General features: G+C 60.6%; 17 protein-coding genes and 1 tRNA gene. 9 read left to right on the top strand and 9 right to left on the bottom strand.

Going from position 1 to position 17,734, the window contains the following annotated elements; all coding sequences use genetic code 11:
- The first annotated feature begins 16 nt into the window (after positions 1–16).
- From proS to WC739_RS12955, 3 genes are read left to right on the top strand one after another with little or no spacing between them, the layout of a single operon-like run.
- Positions 17–1,345, top strand: coding sequence for a proline--tRNA ligase (gene proS / locus WC739_RS12965; protein ID WP_372953432.1), 1,329 nt, complete (start codon positions 17–19; stop codon positions 1,343–1,345).
- Complete coding sequence (locus tag WC739_RS12960) at positions 1,342–2,628, top strand: lipoprotein-releasing ABC transporter permease subunit (RefSeq protein ID WP_372953431.1); 1,287 nt, start codon at positions 1,342–1,344, stop codon at positions 2,626–2,628. Before proS ends, WC739_RS12960 begins: the two co-directional genes overlap by 4 nt.
- Complete coding sequence (locus WC739_RS12955) at positions 2,628–3,317, top strand: ABC transporter ATP-binding protein (protein WP_372953430.1); 690 nt, start codon at positions 2,628–2,630, stop codon at positions 3,315–3,317. The genes WC739_RS12960 and WC739_RS12955 overlap by 1 nt, the downstream gene beginning before the upstream one ends.
- Before the next feature lie 44 nt (positions 3,318–3,361).
- Here the strand turns inward: WC739_RS12955 and WC739_RS12950 are convergent, their stop codons facing one another.
- From WC739_RS12950 to WC739_RS12935, 4 genes are all read right to left on the bottom strand, one after another.
- Positions 3,362–4,960 (bottom strand): alpha/beta hydrolase, encoded by a 1,599-nt coding sequence (locus tag WC739_RS12950; protein WP_372953429.1) that lies wholly within the window; start codon positions 4,958–4,960, stop codon positions 3,362–3,364.
- 134 nt (positions 4,961–5,094) lie between these two features.
- Positions 5,095–6,465 (bottom strand): amidohydrolase family protein, encoded by a 1,371-nt coding sequence (locus WC739_RS12945; RefSeq protein WP_372953428.1) that lies wholly within the window; start codon positions 6,463–6,465, stop codon positions 5,095–5,097.
- Between the two features lie 134 nt (positions 6,466–6,599).
- Positions 6,600–7,409 (bottom strand): hypothetical protein, encoded by an 810-nt coding sequence (locus WC739_RS12940; protein ID WP_372953427.1) that lies wholly within the window; start codon positions 7,407–7,409, stop codon positions 6,600–6,602.
- Between the two features lie 345 nt (positions 7,410–7,754).
- On the bottom strand, positions 7,755–8,213 hold the full coding sequence (locus WC739_RS12935) for an amidohydrolase family protein (RefSeq protein WP_372953426.1): 459 nt from the start codon (positions 8,211–8,213) through the stop codon (positions 7,755–7,757).
- A 193-nt stretch (positions 8,214–8,406) separates the two neighbouring features.
- On the opposite strand from WC739_RS12935, the gene WC739_RS12930 reads away from it, so the two are divergent.
- On the top strand, positions 8,407–9,327 hold the full coding sequence (locus WC739_RS12930; protein ID WP_372953425.1) for an AraC family transcriptional regulator: 921 nt from the start codon (positions 8,407–8,409) through the stop codon (positions 9,325–9,327).
- Between the two features lie 508 nt (positions 9,328–9,835).
- Positions 9,836–11,086: a site-2 protease family protein gene (locus tag WC739_RS12925; protein WP_372953424.1), complete on the top strand. Its 1,251-nt coding sequence runs from the start codon at positions 9,836–9,838 to the stop codon at positions 11,084–11,086.
- A 17-nt stretch (positions 11,087–11,103) separates the two neighbouring features.
- Here the strand turns inward: WC739_RS12925 and lipB are convergent, their stop codons facing one another.
- Positions 11,104–11,847, bottom strand: coding sequence for a lipoyl(octanoyl) transferase LipB (lipB, locus tag WC739_RS12920; protein ID WP_372953423.1), 744 nt, complete (start codon positions 11,845–11,847; stop codon positions 11,104–11,106).
- A 231-nt stretch (positions 11,848–12,078) separates the two neighbouring features.
- On the opposite strand from lipB, the gene WC739_RS12915 reads away from it, so the two are divergent.
- Positions 12,079–12,163, top strand: a tRNA-Leu gene (locus WC739_RS12915).
- Between the two features lie 157 nt (positions 12,164–12,320).
- Here WC739_RS12915 and WC739_RS12910 read toward each other — a convergent pair.
- The 3 genes from WC739_RS12910 to WC739_RS12900 all read right to left on the bottom strand — a co-directional run bounded on the left by WC739_RS12910 (position 12,321) and on the right by WC739_RS12900 (position 13,438).
- A complete protein-coding gene (locus WC739_RS12910; RefSeq protein ID WP_372953422.1) occupies positions 12,321–12,605 on the bottom strand; it encodes a DUF982 domain-containing protein in 285 nt (94 codons plus the stop codon).
- 27 nt (positions 12,606–12,632) lie between these two features.
- On the bottom strand, positions 12,633–12,938 hold the full coding sequence (locus tag WC739_RS12905; RefSeq protein WP_372953421.1) for a DUF982 domain-containing protein: 306 nt from the start codon (positions 12,936–12,938) through the stop codon (positions 12,633–12,635).
- A 269-nt stretch (positions 12,939–13,207) separates the two neighbouring features.
- Positions 13,208–13,438 carry a hypothetical protein gene (locus WC739_RS12900; RefSeq protein ID WP_372953420.1) on the bottom strand — a complete coding sequence of 77 codons (231 nt, stop codon included), beginning with the start codon at positions 13,436–13,438 and terminating at the stop codon, positions 13,208–13,210.
- A 1,026-nt stretch (positions 13,439–14,464) separates the two neighbouring features.
- On the opposite strand from WC739_RS12900, the gene WC739_RS12895 reads away from it, so the two are divergent.
- Positions 14,465–15,268 carry a class I SAM-dependent methyltransferase gene (locus WC739_RS12895; protein ID WP_372953419.1) on the top strand — a complete coding sequence of 268 codons (804 nt, stop codon included), beginning with the start codon at positions 14,465–14,467 and terminating at the stop codon, positions 15,266–15,268.
- 307 nt (positions 15,269–15,575) lie between these two features.
- On the opposite strand, the gene WC739_RS12890 is transcribed toward WC739_RS12895, so the two are convergent.
- A complete protein-coding gene (locus WC739_RS12890) occupies positions 15,576–15,974 on the bottom strand; it encodes a hypothetical protein (RefSeq protein ID WP_372953418.1) in 399 nt (132 codons plus the stop codon).
- Between the two features lie 203 nt (positions 15,975–16,177).
- On the opposite strand from WC739_RS12890, the gene WC739_RS12885 reads away from it, so the two are divergent.
- Both WC739_RS12885 and WC739_RS12880 read left to right on the top strand, forming a co-directional pair.
- Complete coding sequence (locus tag WC739_RS12885) at positions 16,178–16,765, top strand: hypothetical protein (protein ID WP_372953417.1); 588 nt, start codon at positions 16,178–16,180, stop codon at positions 16,763–16,765.
- 584 nt (positions 16,766–17,349) lie between these two features.
- On the top strand, positions 17,350–17,734 hold a 385-nt coding region (locus WC739_RS12880), incomplete at its 3' end, for a magnesium transporter MgtE N-terminal domain-containing protein (protein ID WP_372953416.1).

The raw sequence follows: 17,734 nt of genomic DNA, 5'->3' as shown, positions 1-17,734 counted from the left end.
AGTCACGGACCAGTCCATGCGGTTGTCGCGCTATTTCCTGCCCATCCTCAAAGAAAATCCGCGCGAGGCCGAAATCGTCTCGCATCGGCTGATGCTGCGCGCCGGCATGATCCGGCAGCAAGGGCAGGGCAGTTTCTCGTGGCTGCCGCTGGGCAAGCGGGTGCTGGACAAGGTCTGCCGCATCATCCGCGAGGAACAGGATCGCGCCGGCGCCCTGGAAATCCTGATGCCGACGATCCAGTCAGCCGATCTGTGGCGCGAAAGCGGCCGCTATGACGACTATGGCAAAGAGATGCTGCGCATCAAGGACCGGCAGGACCGCGACATGCTCTACGGCCCGACCAACGAAGAGGTCGTCACCGAGATCGTGCGCGCTTATGTCAAGTCCTACAAGGATTTGCCGCTCAATCTCTACCACATCCAATGGAAGTTCCGCGACGAGGTGCGGCCGCGCTTCGGCGTCATGCGTTCGCGCGAATTCCTGATGAAAGATGCCTATTCCTTCGACCTCGATTTCGAGGGCGCAAAGGCCGCCTATAACAGGATGTTCGTGTCTTACCTGCGGACCTTCACCCGCATGGGCCTGCAGGCGATCCCGATGCGGGCCGACACCGGCCCGATCGGCGGCGACCTCAGCCATGAATTCATCATCCTGGCCGAGACCGGCGAGAGCCAGGTCTTCTGCCATCGCGACTATCTCTCCCTCGATGTGCCCGACGAGACGACCGACTTCGGCAACGACGCCGAGATCGGCGACATCGTGACGACCTGGACGACGCCCTACGCCGCCACGGACGAGATGCATGACGACGCGGCATGGGAAAAGATCGGTGACGCCGACAGGGTTTCGGCGCGCGGCATCGAAGTCGGCCATATCTTCCATTTCGGCGACAAATATTCCAAGCCGATGGGCGCCAAGGTGACCGGTCCCGACGGCAAGGACCATTTCGTCTCCGGCGGCTCCTACGGCATCGGCCCGTCGCGGCTGGTCGCGGCGATCATCGAAGCCAGCCATGACGACAACGGCATCATCTGGCCGGAAGAGGTGGCGCCGTTCGACATCGGACTGATCAGCATGAAGGCCGGCGACGCCGATTGCGACCGTGTCTGCGACGAGCTCTATGCCGCCTTCACCGCCGCCGGCAAGGATGTGCTCTACGACGACACGGACCAGCGGCCGGGCGGCAAATTCGCCACCGCCGACCTGATCGGCTTGCCCTGGCAGGTGATCGTCGGACCGCGTGGCGTTGCTGCCGGCGAGGTGGAGATCAAGAACCGCAAGACCGGCGAACGCGAGACTTTGCCGATCGCCGAGGCGAAGAAGCGCTTCGGTGCCGCCGCATGAGCGCGACGGAGGCAGCACGGCCGGCGGGCGCAGGCGCCTTTTCCGTCTTCGAGCGCATGGTGGCATGGCGCTATCTGCGCTCGCGGCGCAAGGAGACGGTGATTTCGGTAATCGCCTCGATCTCCTTCCTCGGCATCATGCTGGGGGTCGCCACGCTGATCGTGGTCATGGCGGTGATGAACGGCTTCCGGGCCGAACTGCTGACGCGCATCCTTGGCGTCAACGGCCATCTGATCGTGCAGCCGCTGGATTCGCCGCTGGAGGACTACGCCCAGGTCGCCAGCCGCATCAACGGCGTGGCCGGTGTCAAATACGCCATTCCGCTGATCGACGGGCAAGTGCTGGCGCAAGGCAATGTCGGCGGCGGCACCGGTGCGCTGGTGCGCGGCATACGCGGTGACGATCTTGCCAAGATCTCCATCGTCGCCAGCAACATCAAGCAGGGTTCGCTTGCTGAATTCGACAGCGGCGAGGGGGTCGCCATCGGCAAGCGCATGGCCGAGAACCTCGGCCTGACGCTCGGCGACACGATCACCTTGATCTCGCCGGACGGCGACGTGACGCCGCTCGGCACCACGCCGCGGATGAAGGGCTACAAGATCACCGCGATCTTCGAAGTCGGCATGTCGGAATATGACACCTCCATCGTCTACATGCCGTTCTCGGAGGCGCAGCTCTATTTCAACATGGATGGGCGGGCCCAGACGATCGAGATCTATGTCGACAATCCCGACGATGTCGACGCGCTCAAGCCAAAGGTGGAGGAGGCGGCGCAGCGGCCGATCGACATGGTCGACTGGCGCCAGCGCAACGAAACCTTCTTTTCGGCCCTGCAGGTCGAGCGCAACGTCATGTTCATGATCCTCACGCTGATCGTGCTGGTGGCGGCGCTCAACATCATTTCCGGTCTGATCATGCTGGTGAAGGACAAGGGCCACGACATTGCCATCCTGCGCACCATGGGCGCCTCGCGCGGCGCCATCCTGCGCATCTTCCTGATGACGGGGGCGGCGATCGGCGTGACGGGGACGCTCGCCGGCGTGCTGCTCGGCGTGCTGATCTGCACCAACATCGAGTCCATCCGCCAGTTCTTCTCGTGGATGACCGGCAAGGTGCTGTTCAACCCGGAACTCTATTTCCTCAGCCAACTGCCTGCGAAGATGGATCCGCGCGAGACAACCTATGTGGTCCTGATGGCGCTTGGGCTGTCCTTCCTGGCGACGCTGTTTCCGGCGTGGCGGGCGGCCCGCCTCGATCCCGTCGAAGCCTTGAGGTACGAGTAGTGGCCGAGGTCATTATCGAGCTGAAGAGCGTCGAGCGGCACTACGTCCAGGGGCCGCGCAAGCTCACCATTCTCAACGGCGCCGATTTCTCGCTGAAGCGCGGCGAGATGGTGGCGCTGGTGGCCCCGTCGGGCACCGGCAAGTCGACGCTTCTGCACACGGCGGGCCTGCTGGAGCGTCCCGACGCCGGCGACGTGATCCTGGCCGGCCGTGCCTGCGGACGGCTGTCCGACGATGAGCGCACCGCGATCCGCCGCAACGATGTCGGCTTCGTCTACCAGTTCCACCATTTGCTGCCGGAATTCTCCGCGCTTGAAAACATCATGATGCCGCAGCTCATCAAGGGGCTGTCGCGCAAGGACGCGGCGGAGCGCGCCGCGCAGCTGCTCGACTACATGCAGATCGGCAAGCGCGCGACGCACCGGCCGGCCGAGCTTTCCGGCGGCGAGCAGCAGCGGGTCGCCATCGCCCGCGCCGTCGCCAATGCGCCCTTGGTGCTGCTGGCCGACGAGCCGACCGGCAATCTCGACCCGGTCACCGCTTCCTATGTGTTCGAGGCACTGGGTGCATTGGTCAAGCAATCGGGCCTCGCGGCGCTGATCGCCACCCACAATCACGAGCTGGCGTCGCGCATGGACCGCCGCGTCACCCTGGTCGACGGCAAGGTTGTTCCGCTCGGCTCGGGCTGATCCCCAAAGCTGAGACCGGGACCTCAGCTACCAATTCCAGACAATCAAAGGTTGGAGGCTGCAAACCAGCGTTTCAACTGCGCAAGAGATGTATCAGACCAGCCAGTTGCCTGCGTTACAGAGATCCATGCCCTCATGTAGTCATTGGCGGCGTAAACATGGCCGGAGCCGTGCGGAGGAAGCGTGGCGGTGACGACATCGCATACCTGCTGAAGGAAGGTCACGAGCGGAATCCATCGCAGTTCCTTGGAGACATCTGGTCCTCTGGGCGACGCCAGCCAAGCCGGAGGCCGCCAGAGGCTCTTGGCGTCAAAGAACACGATCGGATCGGAGGCATATTGCAAGTAGACGATCCGTGTCCGCCCCCACGTAGCGCCTGTGCCTGGCGGTTCCCCGGTCTGGTTCTGGAAGCGGAACAGCGAGCCGTCGCCGTAGATTGGCAACCAGACCGCGCTATCTTTCGCGCGCTTGGCGGTGATCTGGTTCCAGGTCCGGCTCTCATAGGGAGGACCCACCCAAAGGGCGCCATCGATGGGATCTCCGAGCATATCGAATGCATCCACAGAGAGGTCGGAGTTGAGCGCGCCGAGGCTAAGCCCAAACAGATAGAGCTTCGGCCGCTTCGCTTTGGGCAAGTCTCGCCAGTGTCCGTAGATGGCCTGAAATACCGCTCGTGCGGCTTCCTTGCCATAGTCGGGTTCAGTAAGCAGCGACAGCCAGCTGGGAAGATATGAATACTGGACGGAAACCGACGCAATGTCACCGTGAGTGAGGATCTCGACAGGCGCCATCGCGGCGGGATCGACCCACCCGGTGCCTGTCGGCGTTGCTATCACGAGTACCTTGCGGTCAAAGCCGCCGATGCGAAGGAGTTCGGCCAGTGCCAGTGCGGCCCGCTCATCGGGCGTCTCGGCGGAGTTCAGGCCGACATACACCCGTAAAGGCGCCATGGAGCCTGTCCCTGCAAGTTCGGCGATATCTTGTTGACTGGGCGGCGACAGCACCCGGTTGCGACCTTCGGCACCCAAGGTGTCCCAGGCGATTGCCGAAGCCGAACTACCCGATTTCCAAGCTTCGGCTGGGGCAGCGGACTCCGGCGGGAGATAGCGGTCGACTTTCTTGTATGAGTTGTCGATGACGTAGATGAACCCACGCAGCAGGACGCCGTCGCCCACTCCCCAGAAAAGGACGGCCGACAAGATCAACCCAGAAAGCGCAGCGGCTCTAGGCGGTAACACGCGCGATATCTGGCGAGAGGCGAGACGTATTGCGCCGCGAAAAAGATGGCCTAGCGCCAGGAATACCAACGTAACGACGACGGCAACGCCCGCGATCAGGAACGGCCGCATCGTCTCGACCGGCGGCATATTCATCGCGAGCCTAATCGAATTTTGCCAATGGGTCGCGCTGGCCAGACCGGCGGACGCTATCAGCACCGCTGCCAGCAAGACCACATTGCCTGCGAGCCGCGAATACCTGAAAGGCCGGCCGCGCAGGCCAAGCCATTCCAACGCTCCGGAGACTGCCGCGCCGGCCCCGTACGCCAGCGTAAACGCCAAACCCGCAACCACCCCTTGGACCAGAGCTGTTCTGGGGATCAGGCTTGGCGTGAGGCTGGCGGCGAATGCTAACGCGCCCAGCAAGCATCCCACTCGCGAAGGTATCCAGCGCTCCCTGATCATGCCGACGAGAATTGCGAGCCGGGCTGAACGGCGGGCCTCTGATGAATGGTCTGTGTCTGAGCCAGCCACGCCGCCCCCGCCATCGCGCAAGCTTGTTAGGCAACCGTGTTCTTGTAGACGTTGCCGTCCTTCATGATCACCAGGAAATTCTTGGCCGGATCGTCGATCAGGTGGATATCCTTGATCGGATCGCCATCCACCAGAAGCAAGTCCGCGAGCGCGCCTTCCTCCACGATACCAAGCTTGCCTTCGTATGGACTCCTGAGGCCCGACAGCGTCAGCAATTCGGCGTTGGTGGAGGTTGCCATCTTCAGGATCTCCGACGGCTTGTACCACCGCGTCAGCTTGGTCAGCTGTTGCCCCTGTCTGTGAGCCACCTTGGCGTCGAACAGAACGTCGGTGCCCCACGCCGTCTTGACCTGATGTTTCTTGGTCAAGGCGTACGCGTTGTCGGTGCCTGAGAACATTTGCAACTGCTTCTTGCGATTGGGACTTCCGTCTGCAAACGGCGTGGCGTCCTGGTCATCGAGGAACGGCTGCAGGCACCACCAAATCCCTTTTTCCGCCATCAATGCCACGGTGGGCTCATCGAGAAGCTGGCCGTGCTCGATACAGGTCACGCCCGCCTCGATGGCTTGGCGGATGGCACGGGGCGTGTAGGCGTGAACCGATACATAGGTTCCCCAGTTCACCGCTGCCTCCACGCCCGCCTGGAGTTCCGGCACCGTATACTGGGTGACGTCAAGCGGATCGAACGACGACGACACCCCACCTCCGGCCATCATCTTGATTTGCGAAGCGCCCAGGGCCAGCTGCTCACGGGCTCTCTTGCGCACTGTGCCGGCATCGTCCGCGATCGCCGCCCCGTTGATCTTTTCAGAATGGGAAAAGGCGTCAGGGGCCGCCGGCAGGTTGTTTGGAAACCGGAAGTCGCCATGCCCACCCGTCTGGGAAATGAAGGCGCCGGAAGGCCAGATACGAGGCCCTGCCGCAAGTCCCACATCGATACCTCTCTTGAGGCCAAAACACGGCCCGCCCATGTCGCGGATCGTCGTAAAGCCACGCATCAATGTCTCAGCAGCCGCCTTTACCGCCGCGACGTTGATGAAGCCGATATCAGCAGTCAGGATGGCGGCCTGCGGGATGTCCGAGAACATGATGTGTGTATGTGCGTCGATGAGACCTGGCATGATTGTGCGGCCCTTGCCGTCGACACGCGTAGCCTCATCCGGCGCGTCGACCGGTGAGGTTGACACTGCCTTGATCACGTTCCCAACCACAAGGACGTTCGAAGGGCCGGACAGGGTTTCGGTGCCATTGAAAATGCGCACATTTTCGAACAGGACAGACTTGGGGGGCGCCGCTTGGGCGCGTGTTGGCTTGATGAAGCCCGGCATGGCGAGGCTGGCAAGCGTCGCGCCGGCTCCCAGAAAGAAGCCGCGCCGCGACAAATCCGAATTCATCATGTGTGTCAGCGACTGAAGCCTGGGATCGCAGCACGGGCAGTCAGCGTCGCTGACAAGATGCTTGTATTTGCTTCCTATACGCAAAACCATGGTTCACCCGTGTTAGCTCGTCTCGGGTCAGAACGGGCTGGCTGTCAAAAGACCAAGGACATGCCGACGACCGGCCCGTGCTGGACGACGTCCCAGCGAAACTTGTTGCCCGTGAAATCATCGGTCTCATAATCTTGCGACAGCGCTCGATAGCCAACGCGCAAGATGGCTGGATGATCAAACACAAAGGTCCGATAACCGAGGTAGGCCTGAGCGTTGACGCTCAGCTTTGAACCCACGCCAAAGCCGCCGACGTCAACCTCGCCGAACAGATTCCAATGCTCACCAAGGTCTAGATTGGCTCTTACACCAACGAACGGATCGGTCCAATCTGCCTGGCGTGGCTCGGTCAGGCCAAGCGCCTCAACCCCGGCTTCAAGCCTTGTCCAGCGGACACCGATGGTGGGCTCAATTCCGAAGCGCTGCGGATCGCCAAATGCAGTGTTGCCGCCGAGCTGCTTCTCGTAGATGCGATAGTACATGCCAGCACCGAGGCTTGTTACCCGCGTCCCGAGCCCGACGGAATTCGCGAAGATTTCTTCCTCTTGGCTCGTCCTGGCATATTGTCCGTCAAAGTAGACGCCGAAAGTGCCGTTGGTGGCCTCGATGTTGCCCATGAACGCAAAGTCCAGATGCTTGAGAACATCTGAGAAAGGCAGGTCGACGTGACCATCGAAACCGGCCAGAGATGCATTGCCGTTGAGCGAGGTCGCCCACACGTAGGGGCTGACGATGATTTTCCAGTCGCCGTCATGTGCATAGGGGGCTCGGGCAGGATCGGCGGCTTGAGCACAACCCAAGCCAAGACAGAGAAACGATGCCGACGACAAACTCAAAAAGGAAAAATGGGCCACCGGTGCCGTTCTCAAAGTGCTCGACGCCCCGATTGGTGAAGTTCGGCAAGGCCGGAAAGTCCAAGATATCAGGCGCATTCCCTGACAGGATACTTCAAACCGTGCAAGATCTGCCATTGCTGCCCCAAAGAGCGCAAAAGCGACGACGATTATCATGTAGATTGTAAGCAATGCCTTCGTATCCTACAGATATTTAGTTCCCCTAATCCGACGACTATTCACAGACTGTTCTTGTAAATTTTTCCGCCTTGTCACCGGGCATGCGGAAGTCCCCGTGTCCTGACGTCTGCGAAATCATGGCGCCGCTGGGATAAATGCGCGGCCCGATCGCCTTGCCTTGATCGATCATGGTTTGACCCCGAAGACGGGACCACCGACATCTCGCACGGATGTGATCCCGCGCAGCAACATCTTGCGGGCCTCGTCGTCGGCGGTCTTCTCAAGCGATTCGAAGGTGCTGTTCGGGTCCAGCATCTGCGACTGGCTGCTGCCGGTCATGAATATGTGCACATGGTTGTCGATCAAACCTGGCATCAGCGTGCGACCACCGCCGTCGATCAGCAGGGCGCCTTGCGGCGCTTCCATGCGACCTTTCTCAATCGCTGAGATCGCATTCCCGTCCACCAGGACGCTCATGTCCTTGATGACCGTTGCGGTGTGCCCATCGAAGACGTTCACATGGACGAACAGGGTCTTTGCCGGTCCAGCGGCGCGAGCAGGCATTGTCGAGGACAGGCCCACAACGATGGCGGCAATACCGAAGATCATTTGCCTACCGGTCCGGCCGGGCGCATTGATGCGCATGAACTAAGCCTTCCAATACCCGATCGCCGGATATTCTGAGGAGAAGACTGAATCCGCTACTCAATGAGCGCACATGGGCTATGGTGTGCGACGTTAGTTGACCGACTGAGCAACAGCGGTGGTGTACCGGATGCAAAGGACGGCCGGATCGCTAAGTCAGTTCCCCATCGTCGACACGCAGGATCCAGAAGCCATGCGCGAGACGATGCTGAGCAGATATGGCGCCGTTCGGTTTGAAGCATTGCGATCCGAGCAGTTTTTTGGCCGCTCGGCGGTTGCGAATCTTGGATCGACTTCGTTGATAATGTGTGCGTACGGCGCTCCTTCGCTGGCAGAATTCCCCGAAGCCGACTTTGTCAGATTACAACTGGCCTTTTCGGGCGCAGCGCGGATCACGATAGCCGGCCAAGCTTTTTCGGTAAGTCCGGATCAACCCTGCGTAACGCCATCGGACCGCCCCTGTAGGATCGAGTTTAGTGCCGGCTACCGGCAGATTCTGATCAGAATCCAGCAAGCCAACCTTGAGCGAAAGGTCGCCTCTCTGTTGGGAGCGAAGCCCCGCGGTCGCTTGGAGTTCGCCACATCGCTCGACAAAGCTAAAGTGCAACTCGGTGGCTTAAAAAGCCTGATCCGTTTCGTGGCAGGACAACTAGCCATGTCGCAGGCCCAGTTGCCTCACCTTCTGTTGCAGGAGTTTGAAGAAACCTTGCTGGTGGCTTTTTTGACGGCTATTCCAAACTCGTTCAGTGAATTGCTGCACCGCAAGCCGAGTGAGGCCACGGCGCTACATGTCCGCCGGATCGAGGAATACATCGATACTCACTGGCAGCTACCCATGTCCGTCCAGGACCTGGCCGATGTGAGTGGGGTCGGTGCCAGGACAATCTTCGCAACATTCAAACGCTATCGCGGCTATACGCCATTCGCCTATCTGAAGATGGTTCGATTGAGAAACGCGAACGGCCTCCTCCTATCTCCGACGGAAACCACCTCGGTCACGACCGTGGCACTGAGTTGTGGATTTTCAAATCTGGGACATTTTGCAAACGACTACCAAGATGTTTTTGGTGAAGTGCCATCGCTAACCTTGGGCCGGGCCAGACAGCTTCGATAGGCATACCTTCAGCCACGCACATTTGGCTGATGAAACACGCCATGATCGCAACTCAGAAGAGCCGCAGCCATATTGACGGTCGGATGAAATACACCGGCTATTACGTCACCCCAGGAGAGGGTTAACCTCTCATTAACCGTGCGAATTTCCGCCAACATCCCATATCCCAGCGATCGTTGACATTCGAACAAAATTAGAACAAAATGCGAACAGATCAACAACAGGAGAGAGCAATGACCGATCTGGTTCAGGATGTCGTCTCGCTGGTTTGCATGAGTGCCTTTCTCGTTTCCATGGCGATCTGGATCGGCGCGATGTGACAAGGCGCTACCCGCCTACGGTGCCCGGCAAGGTGTCACAGCCATCGGGTTGGAAACCTTGAGGTGCGCAAGACCAGTCCAGCGTTTAGGGAAGTGATGAAAAGCTCCGGCCGAAGGGACTGGTCAGCCGTTAAGCTTTTCTTGCCACGGCGACATTAGGCTGCCCCTGAGACAGGGAGCAGCGCCACGTGTCGCCCATCATCACGGCCATCCTCGTGGCCAGCAATCTCGGACTGATCTTTCTTCTGATGAGCGTTCCGCTTGGGTTGCGCACGGTCAGGCTCAGCCGCCTGGTGCCAATGGACCGTCAGCGCCTCTGGCAGGCGCTGTGGCCGCTTGGTGCCGATGCCGGCTGGTCCGGTGAGATCCTGTCGGCGGAAGCGCTGGACGAGGAGGGCATGGTTCGCGTCATGCTGTCCTGGGAAGGCCGCGACGGCAAGCCGATCGAACGCAGATCGCACCTCACCGATGTTGTCGAGGGCAACAGCTTCTCCATGCGCGTCATCGACGATACGGCGCTCGACGTTTCATTCTGGAAGGATTATCGCGAGACCGTCGAACTGGTCGGCGAAGGTGGCGGCACGCGGGTCACGCTCAGCCAGACCGACCGCTACCGCGGTCTGGCCTTCCTGGTGTTCCGCTATTTCGCCATGCGCCGCGAACTCGGCAAGCTGCGGCGCTGGGCCGAGACCGGCCGGTATCGCAAGGGCGGTTGGTTCGAGCATCCGCTCAGCCAGGTCGGCTTTGCCGTGCTGTCGGCCCTGATCTTGTGGCCGTTCTTCGGTCTTCATATCGGAGGGCTGGCGCTCGCCGCGATCCTGACGTCGGTGGTGGCCTTGCACGAGCTAGGCCACATGGCTGCGTTCCGCCTGATGGGACACAGCCGGGCGCGAATGATCTTCATTCCGCTGCTCGGCGGCATCGCCATTGGCGGGCGACCCTACAACAGCCGCTTCGAAGTGGCTTTCGTGGCGCTGATGGGGGCGGGCTTCTCGGCCTTCCTGGTGCCGATCTTCATTGCCGCCAGCGTGCTCGCAGGCGGCGAGGGACACAAGGCCGCCGCCGCGCTTCTGGCCACGCTGGCGGGTTGCGCGGCCCTGTTCAACATCGCCAATCTGGTGCCGGTGTGGAAATTCGACGGCGGCCAGGTGCTCCGCCAGATCTGCCCGGGGCCGGTCGCCCTGGCGCTTGCCTCGTTCTTCCTGCTCTCGGCCTTCCTGGCGGTGGGTTGGCGGGCGGGCTTTTCCTCCGGCTTCCTGCTTGCCGCGGGAGCGGTCTTTTCAATCCTCAGCCTGCTGACAATGAGCAGCGGCGTGAAGCCGCGTCACGAGTTGCAGCCGATCCGCACCGTTGACCGCGTGGCCATGGCCGCGGCACTGCTGGCGGTGTTCGCCATCCATGGCTACGGCGTCCTTTGGGCGTCCGCCCGGTTGATCTAGAACCTTCCCAGCGAGCGTCAGGCCAGCTGGCGGGCTGCTTCGACGGGCAAGGCGGTGGCGGGGCCGAACACGTCCTCGAAGGCGGATTTCAGCGCGATATCAAGGTCCGCGATCCCGACGGGAAGGCCCAGATCGACGAGGCTGGTGACGCCGTGGTCCTGAACGCCGCACGGCACGATGCCGCTGAAGTGGCCGAGATCCGGCTCGACATTGATGGCGATGCCGTGGAAGCTGACCCAGCGCCGCAGCCGGATGCCTATCGCCGCGATCTTGTCCTCGGCCGGCGAGCCGTCCGGCAGGGAAGGGCGGTCCGGCCGCACCACCCAGACGCCGACGCGATCCTCACGCCGTTCGCCGTGAACGTTGAAGGCGGCGAGCGTGCCGATGATCCACTGTTCGAGCGCCGCGACGAAGGCACGCACATCCTCGCGGCGCCGTTTCAGATCCAGCATGACGTAGGCGACCCGCTGGCCGGGCCCATGATAGGTGTATTCGCCGCCGCGCCCGGCCGCGAACACCGGAAAGCGGTTCGCGTCGATCAGGTCCTCGATGCGGGCGCTGGTGCCGGCCGTGTAGAGCGGCGGGTGCTCGACCAGCCAGACCATTTCGCCAGCGGCTCCGCTTCGGATCGCCTCGGCACGCGCTTCCATGAAGGCTAGAGCGTCGGGATAGGCGGTGAGGCCAGGCTCGATGCGCCATTCCACCGGTGCTGAACCTGGGAGCGGCAGGAACGACGTGGCAATCTGGCTGCGTTCTGGCATGGCATGTCGCTTTTGCTTGCATGTCGCGGCCCAAAACCGCCAGGCAGTTTTGGGCGACGTGCTTTGCCTTTCATATGGCGATATCAGACCGAAAGGTCCAGTTCGCACCACGCGTTCCGCTCCCACGCAGCGTTATGCCAAATCGCCGGAGATTATTGCTCCGCGCGCACTTGTTTCACCGGAAACGATTTGCTACACGCCGCGAGCCGGTCGGTTCCGGCTCTACCACGTGCGGTCGTGGCGGAATTGGTAGACGCGCAGCGTTGAGGTCGCTGTGGGGCAACCCGTGGAAGTTCGAGTCTTCTCGACCGCACCATTCGATTTTTCGGCCGTTGAAATCATTGTGAATTTTGTGGCTTTCCCGGCACGGCTTGGTGCGGGCGTTGTGCGTTCCTGATCTTTTCCGACGCCTGAAGAGCCCGCTGGCCGGAGCCAGCAGGCTTTCCGCGTCGTGTCACAGCGCCTTTGTGACCTCAGACGTGGTTCGGGTTTGGTTTGCCAGGGAAGGGGATCGTGATCCCATCTTCCATCAGGATGTCTTTCTTGCGAGCGAAGGCGATGAAAATGCCTCGTGCGGTCTCCGCGTCGACATCTCCGACCAGAGCAGCCTTGCACGCCCGTGCGGCCGCCTTCTGTTCCGGACTGTTGCCGCACCATTCCATGACAAACTGATAGGCGTCGGCAACTGTGTTGAGTTGGCGGGGGAAGCCTAGCCCGACCCAGACACGAACCGGTTTTTCAAAGGGTTTTGATAGCATCGCAAACTCCCTTTTTTCGCCACGCCACTAAGCGACCAAGCCGCCGCCTTGTCCCCGGTTGCCGGGGATTGCCCAAGGCAAGGCAGTGTTCATGTCCTCGCAAATCCTCGCCGACCTGGCAAAGCCGCGAAATGCGTCGCGCGCCGCCGACAGCGGATAGCCGCCATCGAATGCTCTCCGGCAGGCGCGAAGGGCGGTTTCGTAGATTGCCCCGCGTCTATCTTTTGGCCATCCGTACAGAAATTCCAGGGCGTCCTCGAAGCTGGTAATTTCCTGCACGAGGCTGCTTCCGCTCTTAACAATGACAGGGCTGTCAAACATCCGATCGTTCATAGGATCCTCCAAGTCGAACGAACAATTGAGTTTTGATGTGGGCAGGGCCGAGTTGGCCAACGCCCGACGGCGATATGGTTCTTGGGATTTGCGCCGTCAAGATGCCGCTGATTTCGCCGGAACACCAACATGGGCTGCACTTCCGGCCCGTCTGTGCCGCGCGATGTTCCAAATCTCTTGCCGAAGTAAAAGACCGCCAGCTCGACCCGGCGGGCCTTTGATTCAGACATCCGATTCGGGCGGCTCGTGATCTCGGTCTCATGCCAGCTCTATTGCGGCGACCCCGTGCGGCCGCTCGAGCCCTGCATAGGCTGGCCGCCGTCGCGTTGGGCGGTGGCGTATATGATATCGGCTGCCGCCCCGTTTACCACGGACCGGAGTTCATCGAGCGTGAATTCCAACAGGTAGCGATACTTCGAACCATCGGCGTAGATGCCGTCGGCGTCGACCGACACGATCAGCAGTCCGGCGGCCCCCGGCTTGAGATCACTGGGGTTCAAGGGTCTCTGAAAGATGGTTCGAAACGTTCCTTCCCGCTTCGCGGGTCTAACCTGCATACGCACTGAGCATGTCCTCCCGATCTGCGCTTCAAGGCTGTTGGGCCCTATTTGGCTGCTGCTATTCTTCGGAGGCGGGATGTCCGTCTGGTCGGCACGGAACTATGGCTGATGAGCGCCAGGGCTAGGGAGTCTCAAGGCCTTCTCGGCCGCTAGCAGCTTCAAGAGCAGTTCCCGTTTTTCAGGGTCCGCTTCCTCCGCTAGCTTCTCTTCGAACAGCCTGATGTTTTGTTGATGCACAAAGTCATTTAGTGTGTATCGCATCGCGCGTCTCGATCTACGAGCGCAGGCGTGAAGTTGCAGTGGCAAACGATACCGCTGAACTCTCTGACGTACAACACAGCTGGGCTTTTGGTAAGATTCGTACACTCCAAGCCAGATCCAGGGTCGGCCGGAGCTGGTGTGCTGGAGGGCTCGGCCTGTAATCCAAGGTTTGCGGCAGACCGATCCACCGGTGAGTGCAGAGAGCTTGTTTTGCCCTCGGTCGGCTGGTGTTAAAGAACCGAAACCAAAGGCGTGCTCCGGCAGTGTGTCCGGTGCGAGACGAGGTCGATTGCCGCCGGTCCGCTCGCCCGACGGGCGATCGCCTTGAGCACTCCCGGAGTTGGTGGGTTTCTTACCAACGGACTCTATCGGTTGCCGCCTTCCGGCATCGGACTATGATCTGTTCATGGCCGCCCCTTCGCATCGATTGCAACCGTGGCGGAATTCGTTTTTCGGACTATCCCTTCTTTAGAAAGGGTAGCGCGAAACCATACACTTCGGCGAGTTCGTGCACCGCGAAGACGCAAGAAACTTCGAAGGCAAGCTGCAAGACTGACCCGGGAATCCAACAACTGCTGTTGAGGCTTCCAGCCGAAGAAAGGGCGCTTAAACCCTGGCAATCACGCAAAGTCGTAAAATGAACCGCCTGCGAGGATCAGAGGCGCAAAAAGGGGTGGAAGCCATCGCGTGCCAAGGCCGATTTCGATGGGCCAACCAGATGGCTTGGCTGGGAACGAATCAGGATCAACCAAGTTACGCCGAACGGCCGTTTCCGGTGGTGTCGCGATGAAGCCAGGTCAGTTCGGGCAACTGAGAGAAGCATTTGTCGATTTTCGATACAGGCTCAGGCGCGATGGGGCGGGTTCACTCCTTCGCCTCGGTCGTAAGGTGGTGGAATTTTGGAACCGCCCGCAAAGCGTCAGCGAATTCGATCGCGAGTTTGATACCGACACAGAAAAGAATGTTCCCCTATGGCGTCTGAACATTGACAGCGCCAACCGTACGCAAGGCATCCGGTATCAATCACTGGCTCCCATCCTCATCCGCAACGCGATCGAGGCTCTGCCGGCGGACCTCAACAATTTCTCTTTCTGCGATCTGGGCTCGGGAAAGGGGCGCGTCTTGATGGTTGCGTCTGAATACCCCTTCAAAGAGGTTATTGGCGTGGAGTTCTCACATGAACTGCACATCATCGCCAACAACAACCTGCGCAAGTACCGCTCTCGCAAACAGGCACGCTCAACCGTTTCGACGCTTCACCTGGATGCGGCGAACTACCGTTTTCCATCCGGCAATCTGGTGATCTTCCTTTTCAACCCGTTCGGGGAAAGCGTCCTGCGGAGCGTCCTGGCCAATCTGGAGCGCGCTCTGATCCAAGAGCCGCGAGCCGTTTGGATCATCTACTTCAACGCTGTCTTTGCGAGCGTGATCGAAGAAAGCTTCCTCTTCACCAGAGTCGAGGCGGCAATCCCGGCGGCTGTTTTCAGACATGAGGCTACTGCCATCTGACCCCGGCCGACCTCCGCTCGGGTACGGCGTTGAAGCGATCTGACAATCGCCTATTCGGCCGTTGATCCGCTTGGCATGCGCAGACACCCGACATTGCCCCAGCAGGCGGCCAGAGAATCGCCTAAGCGTCGACACGACGGTCTCGCGCGCTGGCGGATTGCGACGTCAACTCCAACGATCCTTGTGGGAACCTGCGGTTCCAGTCCGCAATGCCGACGGGCGCCATCGTGCTCGGTGATGGTTCCGGCTTGAGTCATCCACCGTCGAGCGTGTTCTTGCAGGCTCGGCTTGCCTGTCGCGGGCAGCGTTAGCGCCGCCTTTGCTTGCTGGTGTCCGATCGCACGCCGATGGCCTGAACGAAGGCACGGGCCGCAGCGTCACATGCGACGCGTGACGGCCCGTTTGCCAACAGGATGACCTCCGCGGCCTTTGCGGTCAGACCATGTTTGGCGGCGAAATGCTTCTGGTCGTATGGGTGATCGTTGGATTCAGGATCAGGGTTTTCGCGGAATCGTCCCATGTTCACCACCTCGCTGAACAGGCTTGGGCTCTGTCGGCCAAGGCGAGTTGCCGGAAATCCGCCTTGTCCGAGAATCGGTACACTTTTTGTGAAAGCCGACCAGTCTTGGTAAGAATTGGACAATAGGTGACGGCGCGATGTGCTGCCAGTCGGAGAGCAATCTTGCGGCAACACTTCCCAGGTCACCCGCCACTCGTGGGGCCTTTTTTCGGAAACCGATTCGGCGCTATCCTAGTTTTGCCGAGGACAGCGACGGGCCTCGAGATCGCGCTTCACGTGCCGCCCGAAAACCCTGAGCGGCAAGGCTCCAAAACCCACCTATGCTGGTCAAGTAGCCCGTCACCGAAAGGCGACGGGCTTTTTCATGGGCGTTGGAACGCTGTGCTTGATTGCAAATTACCCAGGTGTTGCTGGCCAAGTATCGCCTCGGCCAGGTCCGGCGTGATGATGGAGCTGCCCCCTTGGCGCAGAAGCTGCCCGACCCCGCTCTTAGTCTGGAAGCGTTCCAGCAGGCTATCATGACAGGCGAGGTCATCCTGGATTCCGGTTCGGTGGATCCTGATCTTTATGTGCTGCGAGACCAGCCTGCGAGAGGTTGCCCGAGGTTCACGTTCGCCCGAATCAGGGAAGACGCCACTGTCACAGCCTTTGCAGTCGCCATCCTCGCGGAGCCGTTGGAGGGACTCCCATGCTTCCAGATTGGATACGCCGTTCCTAAACGGTTCCAAAAACAAGGTCGTGCCAAAGCAATAGTTGACGCAGCCTTGGCAGAACTTCAAAACGACCTTGCCGATGCAATACCCGAATATTTTGTCGCCGCGGTCGTCAGCGCTGACAGCCCGATTTCGCAGGCGGTGGCGAGCGCGTCCATCTCGGCGCGGCCGCAGGTCGTCATCGACCAATCATCTAACGTGCCAGCCTTCCAGTATATGCGTAAGTTTGGGAGCCAAGCGCCGGACTTGCTCTCATCTGGTTGATCCATGAGGTCGCAAATCCGGACGCTGTGCAGTCTGGCGGCCAGCGGCGAAATGCCTTGCACCAGCCTTGACGGCATTGAGCCCTACCCAAGACCTGCGCAATAGGCGCGTTCAAACGAGACGATGGTGACCAGCGCTGTGGGCGCCGGTTTCCATTTTTCGCAACTCTCGGTCGAGGAAGTTGGTCGACGTGGCAAGAATGCCCGCAGCGATCAGTAAAAAGACAACTTGAAAAGGGGCTGGCTCCCTCATCAGAGGGGACGGTTGGCCCGAGGGTCCGCTGTCGATGCCCCACGATATTCGCGCATCCGTCTGGATGCGTCGTCATCGTTCTTTGCCCATATAGTGGCGGTGTACCGCCGACCATCGCTGACATAGGGGCAAACAAATTGTCGCATGACCATGGGCTCTCGCTGATCGGAGCGATCTTCATGAGATCGTGAGAACAATGGGGCGGTTTGCAGGTCTCACCGAGATTTGATCCGCAGGGTGCAACCGGCCAACTGGCGCGATCCTATTCCCCAAAACCGGTTTCCCCTTTTGAGTCCGATGCTTTAGACCAGACTCAGCTTTTTCGGTTTGCGATGGCGGAGGCGCTGGTGGAAGGCGAGCACGAGCGGACGACCGGCGCCAGGGCAGTCGACGAACACCACGCCGATATCTACGGCGAGGATGGCGTTGTCCTGTCATCCTTCCTGGCACAGATCGGCGCGGCGATCGCCGACCGCGACACGATCGCGCTCAAGCATGAAGTCGACGGCCTGCATCAATCGGAACTCGGTGACCTGCTCGAGGCGCTGCATCCCGAGCAACGGCGGGCGCTGGTCGAACTCCTGGGCGCGGATTTCGACTTCTCCGCGCTGACCGAGGTCGACGAAAAGATCCGCATGGAGATCGTCGACAACCTGCCCAATGCGCGGATCGCGCAGGCGGTGCAGGAACTCGATTCCGACGACGCGGTCTACATTC

Source organism: Mesorhizobium sp., assembly GCF_041661565.1.
GTDB lineage: Bacteria > Pseudomonadota > Alphaproteobacteria > Rhizobiales > Rhizobiaceae > Mesorhizobium.
Note: the sequence above shows the minus strand (reverse complement) of the source record. Positions and strands in the feature narration are given on the sequence as shown.